The sequence below is a fragment of the Microbacterium sp. BG28 genome (assembly GCF_034044005.1).
GTDB lineage: Bacteria > Actinomycetota > Actinomycetes > Actinomycetales > Microbacteriaceae > Microbacterium.
Genome location: NZ_JAXCHA010000001.1, coordinates 1,017,478 through 1,036,566 on the forward strand (window position 1 = coordinate 1,017,478; position 19,089 = coordinate 1,036,566).

At 71.6% G+C, this 19,089-nt stretch carries 17 protein-coding genes; 12 read left to right on the top strand and 5 right to left on the bottom strand.

Annotation, left to right across the window (positions count from 1 at the left end; translation table 11 throughout):
* Position 1: 1 nt before the first annotated feature.
* Genes SK224_RS05170 through SK224_RS05180 form a run of 3 tightly spaced genes read left to right on the top strand, consistent with a single transcriptional unit; the run spans position 2 to position 2,848 of the window.
* Positions 2 to 757, top strand: coding sequence for a TIGR03943 family putative permease subunit (locus tag SK224_RS05170; RefSeq protein ID WP_320433693.1), 756 nt, complete (start codon positions 2 to 4; stop codon positions 755 to 757).
* Positions 747 to 2,165 (top strand): hypothetical protein, encoded by a 1,419-nt coding sequence (locus SK224_RS05175; RefSeq protein ID WP_320433694.1) that lies wholly within the window; start codon positions 747 to 749, stop codon positions 2,163 to 2,165. The genes SK224_RS05170 and SK224_RS05175 overlap by 11 nt, the downstream gene beginning before the upstream one ends.
* On the top strand, positions 2,162 to 2,848 hold the full coding sequence (locus SK224_RS05180; protein ID WP_320433695.1) for a DNA-3-methyladenine glycosylase: 687 nt from the start codon (positions 2,162 to 2,164) through the stop codon (positions 2,846 to 2,848). The genes SK224_RS05175 and SK224_RS05180 overlap by 4 nt, the downstream gene beginning before the upstream one ends.
* Here SK224_RS05180 and SK224_RS05185 read toward each other — a convergent pair.
* Entirely contained in the window at positions 2,832 to 7,613 is a 4,782-nt protein-coding gene (locus SK224_RS05185; protein ID WP_320433696.1) for an SCO7613 C-terminal domain-containing membrane protein, read from the bottom strand. The genes SK224_RS05180 and SK224_RS05185 overlap by 17 nt on opposite strands.
* Before the next feature lie 297 nt (positions 7,614 to 7,910).
* On the opposite strand from SK224_RS05185, the gene rpmB reads away from it, so the two are divergent.
* The 5 genes from rpmB to SK224_RS05210 all read left to right on the top strand — a co-directional run bounded on the left by rpmB (position 7,911) and on the right by SK224_RS05210 (position 11,300).
* Entirely contained in the window at positions 7,911 to 8,147 is a 237-nt protein-coding gene (rpmB, locus tag SK224_RS05190) for a 50S ribosomal protein L28 (RefSeq protein WP_137418587.1), read from the top strand.
* Positions 8,147 to 8,317 carry a 50S ribosomal protein L33 gene (gene rpmG / locus SK224_RS05195; RefSeq protein ID WP_005051772.1) on the top strand — a complete coding sequence of 57 codons (171 nt, stop codon included), beginning with the start codon at positions 8,147 to 8,149 and terminating at the stop codon, positions 8,315 to 8,317. The genes rpmB and rpmG overlap by 1 nt, the downstream gene beginning before the upstream one ends.
* A 3-nt stretch (positions 8,318 to 8,320) precedes the next feature.
* On the top strand, positions 8,321 to 8,626 hold the full coding sequence (gene rpsN / locus SK224_RS05200; protein ID WP_137418588.1) for a 30S ribosomal protein S14: 306 nt from the start codon (positions 8,321 to 8,323) through the stop codon (positions 8,624 to 8,626).
* 259 nt (positions 8,627 to 8,885) lie between these two features.
* Complete coding sequence (locus tag SK224_RS05205; protein ID WP_137418589.1) at positions 8,886 to 9,173, top strand: HU family DNA-binding protein; 288 nt, start codon at positions 8,886 to 8,888, stop codon at positions 9,171 to 9,173.
* Positions 9,174 to 9,266: 93 nt separating this feature from the next.
* Complete coding sequence (locus tag SK224_RS05210; RefSeq protein WP_320433697.1) at positions 9,267 to 11,300, top strand: cytochrome c oxidase assembly protein; 2,034 nt, start codon at positions 9,267 to 9,269, stop codon at positions 11,298 to 11,300.
* Position 11,301: 1 nt separating this feature from the next.
* Here the strand turns inward: SK224_RS05210 and SK224_RS05215 are convergent, their stop codons facing one another.
* Entirely contained in the window at positions 11,302 to 12,366 is a 1,065-nt protein-coding gene (locus SK224_RS05215; protein ID WP_320433698.1) for a hypothetical protein, read from the bottom strand.
* A gap of 86 nt (positions 12,367 to 12,452) precedes the next feature.
* On the opposite strand from SK224_RS05215, the gene SK224_RS05220 reads away from it, so the two are divergent.
* Positions 12,453 to 13,799 (top strand): ATP-dependent DNA helicase, encoded by a 1,347-nt coding sequence (locus SK224_RS05220; RefSeq protein ID WP_320433699.1) that lies wholly within the window; start codon positions 12,453 to 12,455, stop codon positions 13,797 to 13,799.
* 47 nt (positions 13,800 to 13,846) lie between these two features.
* Here SK224_RS05220 and SK224_RS05225 read toward each other — a convergent pair whose 3' ends face one another.
* Positions 13,847 to 14,500 carry a heme oxygenase (biliverdin-producing) gene (locus tag SK224_RS05225; protein ID WP_274286868.1) on the bottom strand — a complete coding sequence of 218 codons (654 nt, stop codon included), beginning with the start codon at positions 14,498 to 14,500 and terminating at the stop codon, positions 13,847 to 13,849.
* Positions 14,501 to 14,566: 66 nt separating this feature from the next.
* Complete coding sequence (locus SK224_RS05230; protein WP_234074009.1) at positions 14,567 to 14,875, bottom strand: DUF2470 domain-containing protein; 309 nt, start codon at positions 14,873 to 14,875, stop codon at positions 14,567 to 14,569.
* A 76-nt stretch (positions 14,876 to 14,951) separates the two neighbouring features.
* On the opposite strand from SK224_RS05230, the gene SK224_RS05235 reads away from it, so the two are divergent.
* The gene (locus SK224_RS05235) at positions 14,952 to 16,202 is read left to right on the top strand and encodes a serine hydrolase domain-containing protein (RefSeq protein ID WP_320433700.1); all 1,251 of its coding nucleotides are present in this window, start codon (positions 14,952 to 14,954) and stop codon (positions 16,200 to 16,202) included.
* The gene (locus tag SK224_RS05240; RefSeq protein WP_320433701.1) at positions 16,199 to 17,071 is read left to right on the top strand and encodes an EamA family transporter; all 873 of its coding nucleotides are present in this window, start codon (positions 16,199 to 16,201) and stop codon (positions 17,069 to 17,071) included. Before SK224_RS05235 ends, SK224_RS05240 begins: the two co-directional genes overlap by 4 nt.
* A 3-nt stretch (positions 17,072 to 17,074) precedes the next feature.
* On the opposite strand, the gene SK224_RS05245 is transcribed toward SK224_RS05240, so the two are convergent.
* The gene (locus tag SK224_RS05245) at positions 17,075 to 18,028 is read right to left on the bottom strand and encodes a nucleoside hydrolase (protein ID WP_320433702.1); all 954 of its coding nucleotides are present in this window, start codon (positions 18,026 to 18,028) and stop codon (positions 17,075 to 17,077) included.
* Positions 18,029 to 18,137: 109 nt separating this feature from the next.
* Here SK224_RS05245 and SK224_RS05250 point away from each other — a divergent pair, with 109 nt between their 5' ends.
* Positions 18,138 to 18,962 (top strand): ribokinase, encoded by an 825-nt coding sequence (locus SK224_RS05250; RefSeq protein ID WP_320433703.1) that lies wholly within the window; start codon positions 18,138 to 18,140, stop codon positions 18,960 to 18,962.
* The last annotated feature ends 127 nt before the right edge of the window (positions 18,963 to 19,089 follow it).

Below are 19,089 nucleotides of genomic sequence, written 5' to 3' on the forward strand. Positions count from 1 at the left end.
CGTGCTCACTCGCTGGCTGGGCGCAGGGCTCGCCGCCGCCCTCGCCGTCATCACCCTCGTGCTGGCTGTGACCGGCCGCATCGGCCTGTACATCAACCCGGACGGAGCGTGGTTCGCGATCGGCATGGCCGTGGTCGTGCTCGTCGGAACGGCGCTGAGCTTCGTGCTGCCGCTCGGGGCGGAGGACGACCACGGTCACGACCACGGCGACGCCCACGATGAGGATCACCCGCATGACGGGCACGAACGCCGGGTGTCGGCGGGAGCCGTCGCCGCGGTGGCCGGCGGCCTCCTCGCCTCCGGCGTCGTGGTGACGATGCTGGCGCTCCCGCCGGCATCCCTCTCGGCGGAGCTCGCCGCATCGCGCGACGTCGGCGCGCCTCCGCTGTTCGCGGGATCGGATGTGATCTCGCTCGCCTCCACCGGCGACACCTCGAAGTTCGGGGTGGGGGACTGGGCCGCGGTGTTCGCCACGGCGACCAATCCCGACGCGTTCGAGGGCGACGCGGTGACCCTCACGGGCTTCGTCAGCGGCGACATCGACGGCGGGTTCGATCTCAGCCGTCTCGTCATCACGCACTGCGTGATCGACGCGCAGCCCGCGCGTCTGGCCATCTCGGCGGATGCGGCCGCGCCGGCCACCGGGCAGTGGGTCACCGTGTCGGGCACGGTGCGCGCGACCGGATCCGGACAACTGGCGATCGTGGCCGAACAGGTCACGCCGATCGACGAGCCGAGCGATCCCTATGAGTACTGAGGCCCAGCGCCCGTCGCGACGCGAGCAGTCGCGGCGCCGCCGCGTCCGCACATATCTCGGGGCGTTCGCGATCGTGCTGACCGTGCTGGCGCTCGCGGGCGCCGCCGCGGGCGCGGTCGGGACCCTGCAGGGCCCGCGGGTGACGAACGTGCAGTTCGACCCGCAGGCGGCGGTGTCCACATCCGGCTCACGCCTCATCCTCACCACGACGCAGACCCTCACGGCGATCGACCCGTCGCAGGTGACCGTCAGCCCGGTCGCGGACTTCGCCGTCGAGACATCCGGCCGCAGCATCGGGGTGCGCTTCACGCTGCCCCTGCGCGACGACACCGACTACACGGTCACCGTCTCGGGTGTCGCGGGGCAGGGATCGGATGCCGCCGTCACCCTCACCGAGAGCTTCCGCACCCCACCGCTGTCGGTGTACCTGCTGCAGCGCGGCGAGGACGGTGAGCACGACACGGTCTTTCGCACCTCACTCTCCGGCGAGGACGCCGTTCCCGTCTTCACACACCGGCACATCGAGGACTTCCGCGCGACGAGTGCGCATCTCGTGATGTCGGTCGTCGACGACGACGGCTCGAACGAACTCATCGTGACCGACCCGGACGGCACGGAACAGCGCTCGCTGCCCCTTCCCGGCACGGGGCCCATTCAGGACCTGCAGACCGCCGATCGCGGTGAGACCATCGGCTACACCTATACGGACCCCGACATGTCGGCCGCGGGGGCCCGGGCGAGCGTGCTCTACACCGCCTCGCTCAAACCCGCCGATGCGGATACCCCGCCGACCCGCATCGACGTGTCGGGCGAGCCGGCGAGCGTCGCGCAGTGGAGCTTCGTCCCCGATACCGACAGCATCCTCATGCTCTCGTTCCAGGGCCGGTTGCTGCTCGCGCCGCCGTCGGGGGCGAACCCCGTCGATCTCGGGGCGGCCGCGCAGATCGAGGGCATCGCCCGCGGCTCGACCACGGCCATCGTGCTCCGCGCCGACGGCCTCGTCACGATCTCGCTCGTCGACGGCTCGGAGACGCCGCTCGTCTCGGCACAGGACGCGACGGGCTATCTCGGCGGCGTCGTGCCGCTCACCGGCGATCGGACGCTGCGGCAGTACACCGATCCGAACGGCGCAGGCTCCTCGCTCCTGCTGGTCGACGGCGAGGGTCACGCCAAACCGGTGTTCACGGTGGCGGCGAGCTCGGCGCTGCTGCAGACGTGCGTCTCGCCGTCCGGTCGCTACGCGGCCGTGCTCGTGCAGCCGGATGCGGCCAAGAACCCGTACGTGACGAGCTACGCCCTGCCGGTGCCCGAGACGGTCGAGACCCACATCCTGGATCTTGACAGCGAGACCGAGGTGTCCAGCCTCGGCGCCTTCGACATCTCGTGGTGCCAGGTTCCGCTGCGATGACGACGACGCACGTGCCGGCCACGCGCGAGGCGTTGAGCGCCCTACCGGTGGAGGTCGCGCCGCTCCTGCTCGACGCGCTGCTGGAGACCGAGCTCGACGGCGAACGCGTCGTGCTGCGCCTCAGCGAGGTCGAGGCGTACCACGGCCGCGGCACCGGTGACGTCCCCGACCCCGGCTCGCACGCCCGCATGGGGCCGACGCCGCGCAACGCCACGATGTGGGGCGAGCCCGGGCACCTCTACGTGTACCTGAGCCACGGCATCCACTCCTGCGTGAACGTGGTGTGCGGCCCCGAAGGGGTCGCCGGCGGTGTGCTCCTGCGCGGCGCGGAGGTCGTCGAGGGTGCGGATGCGGCTCGTCGCCGCCGCAGCGAGCGCGGTGTCGTGCGCCATGACCGCGACCTGGCGCGCGGGCCGGGACGTCTCGGCGACGCGTCGGGGCTCCGCCATCCCGTGCACGACGGCCTCGACGCCGTCAGTGACGGGAGTCGGGCGGGGGCGCGCGCCCGACTCCTCCTGCCGGTGAGTCCTCGCCGGGACATCGCCACCGGCCCGCGCGTCGGCGTGGCGGGTGTCGCCGGCGGCGACGAGTTCCCGTGGCGCTTCTGGATCCCCGACGACCCCACCGTCTCGGTGTTCCGCTGGGGCCGCGGTGCCGGACCCGGGCTCAGCGCAGCGCGGTGACCGCGGCGAAGGCCGCCTTGAGAGCCCGCATCCGCTTCTCGTAGCGGGCCGCGAGGAAGATGAGCGCCACCCCGCCGAGTCCCAGCCACAGCCACCAGAAGGCCACGTAGGCGGCGGCGATCCACGGCCACAGCTGCGCGATCGCGTGAACGAGCAGCACGACTGAGCCCACCACGAGCGGCGCCTGCAGAGCGCGGACCGCGCCGACGACGATGAGGACGATGGCCACGGTGCCCAGCGCGATCACGCGCCACAGGGCCGCGTCCGCGTCGAAGTCGTACGCGAGCGAGGGCAGCGTCAGCAGGGCGACCCAGCCGCCGAGCGCGGGCCATGAGCGCCGCGCGGGTTCGGCCCGCATCCGGGCGATGCCCACCGCGAGTCCCGCGAGAGCGGGCGGCAGCGTGATGACCTCGATCATCGTGATGACCGAGGGCGCCGTCGACGCGGCGGTGACGAGGGCGAAGGCGCCGGCGGCGCCCAGCAGCACGAGGCCGCTCCGGGGACGCAGCGCCCACCCCGCTGTTCCCGCCGCGCTCAGCACCACCATGATCAGCAGGACGCGGACCGTGAACGGCGCGCCCTCGAACGCGGCGAGCTCAGCGATCGTGAACGAGCCGACCGCCGCCGAGAGCACGATCATGGCGGCGATGTCGACGCGGCTGCCGGAACGCGTGCGCAGCGCGGCGACCGCGATGGCCGTGACGAGCCCGAGCGCCGCGAGCGTCCAGATCTCCGGTTCGATCGTGAAGAGCGCGCCCGGAAGATCCGTCAGGAGCAGGATGCGGGTTCCCGCCGCCGTGACCAGCGTCACCGCGCTCGCGACCGCCGCGACGGCCGCGACGCCCCGCCAGCGCTGGCGTCCGAGCACGAGGGCGGACGCCACACCGACCAGCGCCGCGGAGATCATCGTCACGGCCGTCGTCGCCGGCGCCCCGTCGAGCCGCAGGGCGACGGTCACGACCACGAAGGTCGAGCCGACCGCGGCGACGGAGGAGGGCACGCCCGTCCGCGCGCCGATCCGGACCATACCCACCGCCACGGCGACCGTGCCGATACCGGCGACCAGAGACGCGATCGTGGGTGCCGTCGCATCCGTTCCCGCGCTGCGCACCGCCATCGCCCAGACCGCGACGAGGAGTACGAGCGCGGAGGGCGTCTTGAGGCGGCCGATGTCGGGCAGGGGAGCCAGAACGAGGATGAGGGCGGCCGCGAGCGCCAGCGAGATCACCAGCCACGTGCGCAGCGGCTCGGCGGGAGCGAGAACGCTCGGCAGGGCGGTGATCGCGAGGCCGACCAGCCATGCGATGCGCTCGAGGGGGCTGGTGCGGTCGGCGCGGAGCGCGGCGATGACCGCCCCTGTCGCGAGCGCGACGCCGGCGGGCGCGAAGGCCAGCTCGACCTCGGCGAACACCCCGCCGGCGAGCATCAGGGCGCCGGCGGTCAACGCGACGGCCCACGTGGTCCAGCGCAGTGCCGGTGTCAGCGGGATGCGGTGCGCACCGGCGGATGCCAGGTGCAGGGCGAGCAGGACGAGAACCAGGGTCAGGCCGACCGCGAACGAGTCGTGCGTCGCGACGGCGCTGAGGACGGCGGCCGCGGCCACGAAGGTCGCGACGGGGCCGGCAACGGTCGCGACGCTCACCGCGGCGGCCGAGGTCTCCCGCGCGAGGCCGGCGCTCACGATCAGTGCCACCGCCACGGCGGCCGCCGCCCAGAGGCCGGCGATGTCGGGTCCGGTGATGACGAGGCCGCACGCCGCCAGGAGCAGTGCGCCGAGCGCCGTAGCGGCGGCGGCGACCCCGGGAGCGGACGAACGAAGCCGCGCCAGGAACGCCGACGCGCCGGCGATGGCCGTCGCGATGGCGGCCGCGACGATTCCGCGCGTCACGTCGTGGCTGAGGGCGGTGGCCGCGGGCGGCAGAAGCCCCATTCCCACGCCGAGCGCCGCCGCGACCGTCGCCTCGGGGATGCGGCCGAGCCTGCTCAGCAGGAGCGCGAACGCGACGAGGCCCACGGCCGGTGGAACGACGTACGCCTCCAGGGCGGCGTCGGGCCATGCCGACCCGAGCCACAGCCACAGCGCCGCGGTCGCTCCCGCGAACGCCGGCCAGGCCAGGAGACGTCGCGGAACTGCGGCGAGGGGAACCCCGCCCGCCTGCGGGGCGCGCCAGCCCCGGGTGACGGATGCGGCGCCGATCGCGATCGCGATGATCGCGACGAACGCGCCGCGCCACTCGGTCGGGACCGGGAAGAGCACCCGGCCGCCCGGGAGCGGAGTCGGCCACGCCGCCAGCAGGATCACGACCACCGCACCCAGATCTGCCGCGAGACGCACACGCGGCATGCGGGCCCGGAGCGCGAGGGCCGCCCCGCCGGCAATGACGACCGCGGCGACCGCGGCCGTCACGAGCGTAGCGGTGAACGGCGGCGCGACGACCAGGGTGAGCACCGTGACCGCACCGGACGCCGCGGCGGGCGCGACGAACGCGGCACTCGCCCAGGCGACCGGACTGTCGCGGTGCCGCGCGGTCAGCGCGATCAGCGCGCCGACTAGCAGGGCCACCCGGACGATGCCGAGGCCCGGTTCGAGCAGGGCTCGCTCGGCGAGCGGCGAGGCGCCCAGTGCCGCCGCCGCGGGGAGCGAGACGGCGAGCAGCACGGTCGTTGTGAGGGCGAGCGCCCGGCGCGATGGGACGTCGCGCCAACCGAGCAGCGAGGCGAGCGCCGACACCAGGGCGACCCACTGCAGCAGCACGAACGCGCAGCCGGCGGCGTCCGCATCCGATGCTCCGCCGAGCTGCACGGCCAGCGCGTTCGGCGCGACCGTCGACGACACCGCGAGCACGCCGATCGGAAGGACGGCGTAGGCGACGGCGAGCCCAGCCGTCGCGCGCGCGGCGAGCCGATGAGCCACGGGCAGCACTGCGGTGACGGCGACGGCGGTGACCCACAGCCAGATCGCCGACAGGCCGGTCAGGTAGGCGGCGCCGGCGCCGATGAAGCCCGCGGCGATCCATCCCACTGTGTCCGCACGCCTGCGCAGGGCCACGACGGAGGCCGCCGCCACGAGGACACCGCCCACGACCGCGGCGGCCGGTATCAGGGTGAGGGCCGCGGCGGAGGTCAGCAGGAGGGCGCCCACGATCGGCCGGAGGTGCCGCACGGCGTCTCGTCGTGCCACGGGAGAGATGAACAGGAGCACGCTGAGCACCGCCGCGGTGACGAGCGCGAGCAGCGGGATCTCGAGCGAGCTGCCGGCGGCCTCGAACGCCGACGTGCGCCATAGCGACCAGTTCCCGGAGATCGCGAGCGCTGCTCGCGCCGACCACATCACGATGTGCACCGCGAGCGAACAGACCGCGATCACCCCGGCGGCGATGGCGGCGGGAACCAGCCAGGGCAGCCGAACCCGTAGTCGATCCAGCGCGACCGCCGTGGCGACCGCCATCACCGGAGCCACGAGCACGCCGAACACGGGCAGATCGCTGCGGGCGGCGAGCTGCCACCCGGCGGTCGCGAGGGCGAGGGTCGCCAGCACGGATGCCGCAGCGCCGAGCCACGCGCCGGCGATGCGTTCAGGTGCCGCCGGGCGCAGCACGAACGCATAGGCGGAGCCGATCACGAGCACGCCGGCATTGGCCCAGATCGCCGCGCCGACACCCTCGACGAACAGCGGCGTCAGCAGTGCGCCCGCCGCGAGAGCGGACAGGCCGACGATCGCGAGCATCAGGCGCTCGACGGCGCCGGCCTCGCCCGACCGCGCCGAGGATGCGGGAGCGGGAAGCGCGCACGCGAGCCCGCCGACCGCGGCGCCCAGGAGTCCCGCGATCAGCGCCTCGGACGAGGGCAGTGCGAGGGCGCCCCCGACCAGGAACCCGATCCCCGCAGGGAGCGCGAGGGATGCGGCGAGATCGGGAGTGCGCAGACGGGAGAGACGGGCCCACGCCCGGCCGATGACGGCCACGGCGAGGGCTCCGATGCCCGCCCACACGGCCGGTCGGAGGCTTGCCGCGCCGAACAGATCGTTGGCGTACACCGCCCAGGTGTCGAGTCCCAGCAGCACGACGCCGAGCGCTGCGATGCCCTCCGCCGTCGCCGTGAGCCCCCGGCGCCGCAGGAGCGACGCGCCGCCGATCGTGAGGAGCGTGATCGCGCCCACGATGACCGCGCGCAACGCGATGCCGGCCACGAACCAGGCGAGCAGCAGGAAGAACACCGCCGCGACGCCGACGAGCGAGACGCCCACGATGAGCAGCAGCACCGGAACGGTGAGCCGGCGACGGCGGGGTGTCTGCTCAGCGGCCGGCGACTGCGTCCCCGGATGCGGGGATGCGGAGGTCGGGGGAAGCGGTGCGGAGCGGACGGGATCGACACGTGCGGCATCGGACGCGAGCCCGCGGGCGTCCGACGCATCGGGCGCGGCGGCGTCGACGGGCGCGGGAATGACGGAGATCGGCGGCATCGCTCGCTGCTGCGCGGCGACCGCGGCCTGCTCGGCGAGGGCGGCACGCTCCGCGAGGGCCGCCTGCCGTGCGGCGACGACGCTCTCGCGGACGGCGGTCATGATGCTCTGACGCGTGGCCTCCGCCTCCGCCATCGTCTGGCCGATCGCGAGGACCTGCCCCATGCGCGGATCGTCCAGCGGCTGCCCGCAGGCGGGGCAGGGCGAACCGCTGATCACCGTGAAGCAGGAGGGGCACTTGTGCGGATCGCCGAGCTCGCGCGCGGATGCGGGCCAGCGCCCGCGCTGCGGTGTATCCGTCATCGTCTCCCCCGATCCGACGGCGTCGCAGCCGCTCCGCCATCGTGGCAGTGCGGCGCCGGTCGAGAGCGCCAGCGCGCGGTGCGCTGTGGAGAACGCGGCGTGAAGGCCGGCGGGAGAGGGGCTTCGTCAAGGCGACACGCCGCGCATGCTAGACTGACTCCTTGTCTGTGCGCACTCCTGCGCGCAGTTCGTGTCCACATCCTCTTCCGGGTCGGAAACGGCCGGGTCGATCGTGGGCGCAGACAAGGGATCTTGGGTGGCGCCGTCCGGCGTCACGGTACAGAAGGAGACATCACCATGGCAGCAGTGTGCCAGGTGACTGGAGCGGTTCCCGGCTTCGGTCACAACATCTCGCACTCGCACCGCCGGACGAAGCGCCGCTTCGACCCGAACGTGCAGAAGAAGACGTACTACGTGCCCTCGCTGGGTCGTAACGTCAAGCTCAACGTCTCGGCGAAGGGCATCAAGGTCATCGACGCGCGCGGCATCGAGTCCGTCGTCAAGGACCTCATCGCGAAGGGTGTGAAGCTCTAATGGCGAAGAAGGCTCAGGACGTCCGTCCGATCATCAAGCTGCGTTCGACCGCCGGCACGGGCTACACCTACGTGACGCGCAAGAACCGTCGCAACAACCCCGACCGCATCGTGCTCAAGAAGTACGACCCGGTCATCCGCAAGCACGTCGAATTCCGAGAGGAGCGCTGATCCATGGCTAAGAAGAGCAAGATCGCGCGCAACAAGCAGCGCCAGGAGGTCGTCGACCGCTACGCCGCCAAGCGCGCCGAGCTGAAGAAGGCGCTCGTCTCGCCCGAGTCCACCGACGAGCAGCGCGAGGCCGCACGTGTCGGCCTGCAGAAGCTGCCGCGCAACGCGTCGCCCGTGCGCCTGCGTTCGCGCGACGTCATCGACGGCCGCCCTCGCGGTGTGCTGTCGAAGTTCGGCATCTCGCGTGTGCGCTTCCGCGACATGGCCCACCGTGGCGAGCTGCCCGGTGTGACCAAGTCCAGCTGGTAAGCACCAGCATTTCGCACGAAGGCCCGGAACCCTTGAGGTTCCGGGCCTTCGTCGTTCTCGGATTCCCCGTCGGGCCGATTCCGACCCATTTGGGTGATTTCGGGTGAGACACGCCGTCGGATGTGGGCGGTTCATGCCCAAAATCCGCGGAATCACGGGGTTCGTGGGTATATTCGTGCTCGGTCGATCCGACCAACCGGGGCCGAGCCCCGGACCGAAGTCAAGAAAGCGGCGTACCGCCGCCTGGAGGACAACCCACATGGCCGACAAGTCCATCACCAAGACCGAGCTCGTTGCGAGCATCGCCAGCGCCACGGGACAGAGCCAGTCCACCGTGTCGAGCGTGCTCGACTCCCTCTTCTCCACGGTCTCCGAGGCCGTCGCCAAGGGCACCAAGGTCTCCATCCCCGGCTGGATCGCGTTCGAGCAGGTCGAGACCTCCGCTCGCACCGGCCGCAACCCGCAGACCGGCGCCGAGATCGCCATCCCCGCCGGCAAGCGCGTCAAGGTGACCGCCGGTTCGAAGCTCAAGGCCGCCGTCAAGTAATCGACGACCGTCTGTGAGGGGGGAGCCGTGAGGCTCCCCCCTTTTCGTCGTCTGGGCGAGCTGACAGCGCACCGCGCCTAGGCTGGAGCAGTGATGACGACCGCCTCTGCCCGTGCCGCCGGCCCGCGCCCCGGCGGGGCGGGAGGGGGCTCGGCGACCACGCTGCGCGTCGCGGGCCCGGTCATCCTCGCAGTCACCGCCCTCGTGGCCCTCATCGTCGCCCTGGCCTACGGCGGGGGCGCGGCGCCGCTCGTCATCGCCGACGCCGGACCCGTCGTCCGCTGGGGCCTTCCCATCGCCACCCTCGTGCTGAACCTCGCGGCGGCGACCATGGTCGGCTCTCTGGTGCTGGCGCTGTTCGGCCTGCGGCCCGAAGACCGCGCCTTCGAGGTCGCGCTGGACACCGCATCCATCGGCGCCGCGGTGTTCACGGTCGCTGCCGCCGTCACCGGGTTCTTCACCTTCGTCAACGTCTTCAACGCGGCCCCGAGCGCGGATGCGGTCTTCGGGCAGCAGCTCGGCCGCTTCCTCGTCGAGGTCGAGCTCGGCCGCACATGGCTCATCACCACGGTCGCCGGCGCTGTGCTCACGGTGCTGACCTTCGCGGTGCGTGCGTGGACGCCGACCCTGCTGGTGGCCATCCTCGCGCTGGCCTCCCTCGTGCCGATGGGCACGCAGGGCCACTCCGGAGACCTGGCGAACCACAGCGTCGCCGTCACCTCGCTCGTGCTGCACATCCTGGCCGCCGCCGTCTGGCTGGGAGGCCTCCTGCTGCTCGTCGTGATCCGACCGGTCGTGGCGCGCTCGGGTCAGATCGCCCTGCTGCGGCGCTACTCCAGCATCGCCCTCGTCGCCTTCATCGTCGTCGCGGTCTCCGGATCCGTCCGCGCCTGGGTCAGCGTGGAGACGCTGCCCGCCCTGCTGAGCCCCTACGGCGGCATCCTGGCCGTCAAGGTCGTGGCCCTCATCGGACTCGGCCTGCTCGGCGCGTGGTACCGGCTGCGGCTCATCTCGCGGATGAACGAGAACGCGAGCGCCCGGCGGTTCTGGACGCTCATCGGTGTGGAGCTGGCGCTCATGGGCATCGCCAGCGGAGCCGCCGCCGCCCTCGCGCGCACACCCCCGCCCACCGATCAGCAGCCGCCGGTGGCGCAGACGCCCGCAGAGTTCCTCACCGACGCGCCCGTGCCGCCGGAGCTCACGCCGCTGCGGTGGATCACGGCGTGGAACTTCGACCTGCTGTGGCTGTTCGTCGTCGCCTTCGGGATCTTCCTGTACCTCGCCGGCGTGTGGCGCCTGCACCGCCGTGGCGACCGCTGGCCGATCTATCGCACGATCATGTGGGTCGCCGGCATGCTGCTGCTGCTGTGGGTCACCTCGGGTGCGGTGAACGCGTACCAGGAGTATCTGTTCAGCGTGCACATGGTCGGCCACATGCTGCTCACGATGGCGATCCCGCTGCTGCTCGTGCCCGGCTCGCCGGTCACGCTGGCACTGCGCGCCATCCGCAAGCGCGACGACGGCACGCGCGGCGGCCGCGAGTGGATCCTGTGGGCGGTGCACACGCCCTTCGCGAAGGTCGTCACGCATCCGATCTTCGCCGCCCTCAACTTCGTGGCGTCGCTGTGGATCTTCTACTACACGGACCTGTTCCGCTGGTCGCTCTACGACCACCTCGGACACATCTGGATGGTGACGCACTTCCTGATCACGGGCTACCTGTTCGTGCTGTCCCTCATCGGGATCGACCCGGTGCCGCTGCGCTTCCCCTACCCCTTCCGGCTGCTGACCCTCGTGGTCGTGATCGCGATGCACGCCTTCTTCGGCGTGGCGATCATGATGCAGACAGGCCTGTTCGCCGCCGAGTGGTTCGGCGCGATGGGTCGCACGTGGGGCGCGACACCGCTCGAGGACCAGTACGTCGGCGGCGGCGTCGCCTGGGGCGTCGGAGAGATCCCCTCCCTCATCCTCGGCATCACCGTGGCGATCCAGTGGAGCCGCAGCGACGAGCGCCTGCAACGATCCAACGACCGCCAGGCCGATCGCACCGGCGACGCGGAGCTCGAGGAGTACAACGCACGCCTGGCGGCCATCGCCGCCCGCGACGCGCGTCGCGGCCAGGGCTGACTCAGAGCCCCGGGTCGTAGCCGCCGATGCGGATCGACGCGGTTCCGTCGGGGAGGATGTCGATCGTGCCGTTCACCACGAACGGAACGTCCTCGGACACCTCGCGCAGCGAACCGTCGGCCAGGGAGCGCACCTCGAGATCGATGTGCGCGACCGCATCCGCGTCGGGGATGACCCATCCGGCACCGTTGGGAAGCACCTCGACGGTGGGCTGCTCGGTGATCGACCAGGTCGGGAGCTTCTCGACGCGGTTGCGTACGACGAAGCCGAACGGGCAGCCCGTCGGCTGCAGCACCTGCTGCGTGGTGCACGCGGTGAGGAACTCCTCGACCCGCTGCTGCACGACCTTCACGAACTCGTCCGTCGGCTTGGTCTGCACGGTGACGGGCACATTGACCATGGGTGCGTCCGCGAGAACGGCGAGCCCTTCGGAGGTCGAGAGGGCACTGTCGACGGTGACCGAGTAGAGGTTCGGTGAGAACACCAGCAGCGACACGGGCGCGACAGGATCGGCGTCGACGCCGTCGGGGGAGACCTGGCGGCGGTCCACGCGGAATCCGTTGACGTCGAAGGTGGACGAGCCGAGGACCATGAGGTTCATGACCGCGAGAGGGCTCTGGCTGAACCGCCACGTCGGGATGAAGCCGAGCGTCCCGTTGCTGCGGACCCGGAACGAGGTGGTCCCGTCGTGGCCGCCTGCGACGTAGCTGGCCGTCACGACGGTGTCGGCGCCGTCGGTCTGCTCGGACACCACGTGGGCATCGGTGAGCGAGTTGAGCGCGGCGCTTCGTAGGAGTGCATCGGATGCGGATGCGGGTAGTCCCGCATCCGTCAGCTCGGACGAATCGAGCGAGACGCCGGGCAGGGCCAGAGCGTCGGCGGCGCGGCCGGATTCGAGCATGCTGAGGTAGCGCTGCACGAACGCGGAGGGACTGTAGAACTCCTGGTACAGGGCCGCCGTTCCGGCGCCCAGTGCGGCGATCAGGAGGGCGCCGATGAGGCCGAGGGTCGTGAGATCGAACGCCAGGCGCGCGCCACGGCGCCGGGATCGTCTCAAGCGGCTCACGGGGCAAGTCTAGGAAAGGGTCCCCGCGAAAGCGCGGGGAGTCGCCGCGGGGCGTCACGTGGCCGCGCGGCGCCTAGCATGGATCGGTGAGCACCCCCGCCCTGTCCGCCGAACAGCAGGCGCTGTTCCGGCTCATCGAGGACACCCGGGAGCACGTGTTCGTCACCGGTCGCGCCGGCACCGGCAAATCGACGCTGCTGCAGCACCTGGCCTGGAACACGTCGAAGCAGATCGCCGTGTGCGCTCCGACCGGCGTCGCCGCCCTCAACGTCGAGGGACAGACCATCCACTCGTTGTTCCGGCTGCCCATCGGCCTCATCGCGAACAGCGAACTCGACCAGTCGGATGCGACCCGCAAGCTCCTCAACGCGATCGACACGCTCGTGATCGACGAGATCTCGATGGTCAACGCGGACCTCATGGACGCCATCGACCGGGCGCTACGCCAGGCGCGTGGCCGCCGGGCGGAAGCCTTCGGCGGCGTGCAGATGGTCATGTTCGGGGATCCGTACCAGCTGGCGCCCGTGCCGCCGCGGGGCGACGAGCTGCGCTACGTGCGCGACCACTACCACTCGTTCTGGTTCTTCGACGCGCATGTGTGGGCGGGGGAGTCGAGCGGCGACGGACTCATGGACATGGGGCGGTACGGCGCCGACCTCCACGTCGCCGAGCTGCGCGAGATCCACCGGCAGTCGGATCCGGGGTTCAAGGCCCTGTTGAACGCGGTGCGCTATGGCCAGGTGACCGCGGACATGGCGAAGATCCTCAACGACACGGGCGCCCGCACGCCCCCGGAGTTCTCGGCGGACGAGCCCATCATCACGCTCGCGACCCGCAACGACCGCGTCAACGCGATAAACCGGCGTCACCTCGACGCCCTCGCCGGGCGCGTGCAGACCGCGCGCGCAGAGGTCAGCGGAGACTTCGGGCGTGGAGAGGCCGCCTTCCCCGCCGAGCAGGAGCTGCAGCTGAAGGTCGGTGCGCAGGTCATGTTCCTGCGCAACGACACCCAGTCCTACGGCGACGGACCGCGCTGGGTGAACGGCACGATCGGCACGGTGGTCAAGATCGCCGGGAGCATCGTCCGGGTCGAGATCGACGGCCGCGACTACGACGTCGAGCCCGCGGTCTGGGAGCGTTTCCGTTACGCGTACGACGCCGCATCCCGTTCGCTCAGCCGGGAGGTCGTGGCCGAGTTCACGCAGTTCCCGCTGCGGCTGGCGTGGGCGGTCACGATCCACAAGTCGCAGGGCAAGACGTACGATCGCGCCATCGTCGATCTCGGCGCGGGCGCCTTCGCGCCCGGCCAGACCTATGTCGCGCTGTCCCGGCTCACCTCGCTCGACGGCCTGTACCTGTCGCGGCCGCTCCGGCCCTCCGACATCCGCGTGGACCCCGACGTGCAGCGGTTCATGTCCCGCGCCCGCGCCTGACCGCATCCCTCCGGTCCCGGTCACCCGCGAGGGCGGACGCCCGCGGGTCAGGCGGCGGCTTCGGCCTTCGCGCGGGCGAGGTCCTCGAACAGCTCCGTGTTGAACCGGTAGGCCAGCAGCACCTCGTCGATCACGCGCTCCTTCTCGGCCTCGTCCCAGGGGGCGGCGTCGAGCTGAACGCGGTAGTGCTCCTTGAACTCCTTCGGGTCGGCGATGTCCGCGAAGATGTAGAACCCGATGCCGTTGGTGTCGAAGCCGAACCTGCGCTGCATGAGCTTGCCGATGAACAGCCCGCCCGACAGGTCGCCGAGGTAGCGGGTGTAGTGGTGGGCGACGAACCCGCCCGGCCACGTCGCGCCGACCTGGTTGATGCGGTCGACGTAGCGGCGCGTTGTCGGCAGCGGTTCGATGCGCTCCCGCCAGTCGGGACCGACGAGGAACTCGAGATCGGCGGCGAGAGCGGGAAGGCGGGTGAGGCGCTCGCTGATGAACACCGCCGCCACCGGGTCGCGCCGCATCCGCTCGGCCGCCGACTCCAGCGCCTCGTAGATGAACCAGTGCTGCGCGACGAGCGCGATGTAGTCGTCGCGCGTGCCCTCGCCCTTGATCAGGTCGGACATGAATCCGGCACCCTCGCTGCCCGAGTGGGCACCGCTGGAACGCTCGCGGAGGGCTGCGGAGAACGGGATCGGCTCGCTCATGCGGCCCACTATACCTTCAGGTAAGCAGAACCTAAATCGTCAATTCGCCGAGGATGCCGGATGTGGTCAGTGCGGGCGCGGTTCGATGCCGAGCTCGGCGCACGCCGCGTCGTACAGCGCAACGATCTCGCGCCGCACCTCGGCCCGTTGGGTGATCGGCCCCCCGGGCCAGGTCAGCCGCATGTCGACGCTCGCGCCTCCGGCAGCCGTGATCACCCAGTCCCCGCCGTCGCCGTCGAATCCGACCATGCGGGCGCCGACCGGCGCCGGATGCGGGCCGAAAGCGCGTGCGAAGAGCATGTTGTCGTCGGAGTGGTCGGAGTTCATGTGCCCCAGGACCCCGGCCAGTGTCTCGTCGTCGAAAACGTGCGTCATGAAGCACAGCCTAGGAGTCGTGATGGTCTTGTGATGTGGGTGTGTTTGAATGCTGGAGCACGACCGCGGGGGTGAAATGCCGATCAGTTCCGGCTTCAAACGCGCTGCCGCCGCGATCGCCGGCGCAGCCGCCATCGTTCTCGCGCTCGCGGGATGCACGCAGGCCAAGAGTGTCGATATCGACATGCCCCCGCAGGTGGAGGGCGCCTTCCCCGCCGACACGCAGGCGCAGCTCGAGTCGGCGGTGGACTTCGCGATGGCCGCGACCGGTTCGACCGGCGCGATCGTCGGCGTCTGGGCGCCGTGGAGTGGATCGTGGGTGGCCGGTGTCGGCGATGCCTCGGTCGACGACGTGTTCCGGGTGGGCGATCTCACCCGCCCGATGATCTGCGACGTGCTCTACGAGATGGTGGATGCGGGCAAGGTCTCGCTCGACGACGAGGTGCGCACGTACGTCCCCAGTGTCGCCGGTCTCAGCGGCGTGACCCTCGGGATGCTGTGCGACGGAACGAGCGGTCTGGGCTCGTACGGCGCCGTGCTGCAGGACGACGCGATCGGGCTGCCCGCCCGTGAGTGGAACGCCGCGGAGCTCGCCGCCTACGGGATCACCGGGTTCGACCCGGCCACCGCAGGCGCCGCGTGGCGGGACTCCGATACGGGGTACGTGCTGCTCGGACTCGCGCTCGAGAACGCCGGCTCTCAGAGCGCCTCAGTCCTGCTCGACGAGCACGTGTTCGCGCCGCTGGGGCTGACTCACACGAGCCTGCCCGGGCGCACCGCCGCCAAGCCCGGACAGCCTTCGCTGACGGGTCTGCTGTCGCAGCCGGGCCCTGACGGCGCCATGAACTGCGCCGAGCCGCGCGACATGACAACGATGTCGTCCAGCTTCGGCTTCACGAACGCGGGAGTCGTCTCCACGATCGCCGATGTCGGCCGGTACACGCAGGCGCTCGCCGCCGGATCGTTCGGCGGCAAGGAGCGTTTCGCGTCGCCGATGCTCGTCTCGCCCGACCAGCCGTCGTGGCTCACCGCCACGGGCGGCGCCTTCCAGGCCGGCTCGCTCATCGGCCAGTTCGGGTCGGTGCCGGGATACATCACCGCATCCTTCGCCGACCCGACCACGGGAATGACCGTCTCGGTCGTGCTGAACAACTCGGCCGCCACCGACATGGTGGGCGCGTACCTCGCGTGGGAGCTCGCCTCCATCGCGTCCAAGGCGCCCGCGGCCAGCGGCCAGAGCGCCCCGGACGCGGGTCTGCCCTGGACCGCGCAGCAGTACCACGACGCGATCGCCGCTGCGGCCGTGTGCCCGCTGCCCGCTTCGTGACCGGTCGCTCCGGATCCACCTCCGCCGTCGCGCTGGTTCTGGTCGGCCTCGCCTGCCAGGAGGTCGGCGCCTCGCTGGCCGTTCTGCTGTTCGACGAGGTCGGGCCCCTCGGCATGGTCATGCTGCGGCTCGTCTTCGCGGCGATCGTGCTGCTGCTCATCGCGCGGCCGAGCCTGCGGGGGCACTCGCGGGCGGCCTGGCTCGCGGTCGTCCGGTTCGGGCTGGTGCTGGCCCTGATGAACGGGCTGTTCTACCTCGCTCTCGAGCGCCTGCCGCTCGGCGTCACCGTGACGATCGAGGTGCTCGGCCCGCTGACGCTGTCGATCATCGCGGCGCGTCGGGCCTCCGCGTGGCTCTGGGCGGGCCTCGCGTTCCTGGGCGTCGCCGCACTCGGCGGGGGCGGATGGGACCGCCTCGATCCGCTGGGTGTGGTCTTCGCCCTGGGAGCCGCCGCGAGCTGGGCGCTGTACATCCTCGCCTCGGCGCGCGTCGGGCGCGAGTTCGTGCGTCTCGACGGCCTCGCCCTGGCCATGGCCGTGGGCGCCCTGCTCTCCCTGCCTTTCGGCATCGTGGATGCGGGTGGCGCGCTGCTGCGCCCCGACCTGCTGGCGCTCGGAGCCGGGGTGGCCGTGCTGTCCTCGACGATCCCCTACGCGCTCGAGCTGTCGGCGCTGCGGCGACTGGCCGCATCCACGTTCGCGATCCTCATGAGCCTCGGACCGGCGACGGCGTCGATCGCCGGCTTCGTCCTGCTCGGGCAGCACCTGAGCGTGCTCGAGATCGCGGGCATCGCCCTGGTGATCGCCGCCAGCATCGGCGCAGTGCTGATGGCCCCGCGTGCCCGGCGCCCGGACGAACCGGTGGCCTGAGGCTCAGCCCGCGAGGATCGTGTCGATCAGATGATCGGCCACACCGGCGTCGACATCGAGCACGATGCGCGTGCGCACGCCATCGTGATCGCGCATCGCCACACGCTGGCCGCGCAGGTCGGCGATCGTCTGACCGCGCCCCGGTCCGTCGGTGACGTCGACCGTCACCGGCACGCGGGGTGCGCGAGAGGGGCTGATGCCGCCCACGATCGCGGCGGCGAGCGGGTCGTGCAGCGCGCACGTGCGGTGCCCGTAGGTGTCGCGATAGAAGTCGAAGTAGTGATCGAGGATCTGTCCGATGGCCGAGACGAACGGGCGTTCGTCGGCGACGAGCCTCTCCCGCTGCTGCTCGCTCATGGTGTGTTCCATGGTCGCGTCCAGGGGCACGAGCGTCACGTCCCAGTCGGCGGCCAGAAGGGCTGCCGCCGCCTGCGGGTCGTTGTAGACGTTCGCCTCGGCGGCTGCCGTGATGTTGCCGGGCGCGAGGGCCGCGCCGCCCATGGCCGTCACCGCGGCGACGCGCTCGGGCAGAGTGGGATCCGCCTCCAGGGCGTGCGCGAGGTTCGTCATCGGCCCGATCGTCAGCACGTGCAGGCGCCCGGCGTACGTGTGGGACAGGTCGATGAGCAGCTCGACGGCGGTGCGGGAATCGGCTGCACGGGGGCTCGGCGGCAGCTCGACGCCGCCGATGCCGTTCTCGCCGTGCACCCACTGAGCGCCGCCCCCGTAGGGGTGGTCGAGATGATCGTGTGCGCCCTGTGCCACGGGGATGTCGTCGCGGCCGGCGAGGGCGAGCAGATCGAGCGTGTTGCGCGTGGCCTCGGCGGCGGAGATGTTGCCGCTGACGGTGCCGACCCCGACGAGGTCGATCGTCGGGGAGGCCAGCAGGTACGCCAGCGCGACGGCGTCGTCGACGCCGGTGTCGCAGTCCAGGTAGACGGGGGTGGGCTCGGTCATCGTTCTCCTCGGTGGTCGCGGCGCGACCCCCTCGTCCGCCTGTTCGGTTATATCTCCTCCAGCGCCGAGGCGCCGCATCCGGGGCTTCGGTGCGTGGTGGAATGGGGGGATGCTCGGTCCCCTCTGCGTCGTCGGAAGCATCAACGTCGATCTGACGGCCACCACCGATCGGCTGCCCGGCGCCGGAGAGACGGTTCTCGGCGGACGGTTGCGGCGCGACCCCGGCGGCAAGGGCGCCAACCAGGCGGTGGCCGCGGCGCGTCTGGGGGCTCGCGTGCGCATGGTCGGTGCCGTCGGTGACGACACCGACGGTCACGCGATGCTGCAGAACCTGCGGGAGGCGGGCGTGGACACGAGCGATGTCTGGCTCGGCGACGATCCGACCGGAACCGCGCTGATCATCGTGGACGGGGCCGGTGAGAATCAGATCGTCGTGTGTCCCGGCGCGAACGACACCGTGCGACTCGACGGCGTGGCGTTCCAGGCGGACGAAGCGGTACTCGCGCAGCAGGAGATCCCGGTTTCCGCGATCTCGGCACTGGCCGAGGTACCCGGCTTCCTCGCGCTGAATGCGGCGCCCGCGCGCGAGGTGCCGCAGGCGGTGCTCGAGCGCGCGGACCTCGTGATCGTGAACGAGACCGAGTACGAGCTGCTGCCGGCACTCGCCGCCGCCCGCCGCGTGGCGGTCACCTACGGCTCCGACGGTGCAGCGCTGCGGGAGGGTGGCCGCGAGGTCGCACGGGTCAGCGCCCCCCAGGTCGCCGCGATCAACTCCGTCGGAGCTGGCGATGCGTTCTGCGCCGCGCTGACCCTCGCGCTGCACGCCGGGTGGGACGACGTCGCGGCTCTCACCGCCGCCTGCGCGGTCGGTGCGGATGCGGTCACCTACGAGGCGGCGCAGCCGCCTCTGCGCCGCCTCGAGACCTACCGCTGACACACCGCGGAGGTGCGCAGAGCGGGTCGGACCCGTGGGAATTGTCTGGACAGATGTCGAAGCACCGGGCGTGAGGCGCGGAGCTATCGTGAACGCACCCTCGGCCCCTGCGGCTCGAGAGCGCTCC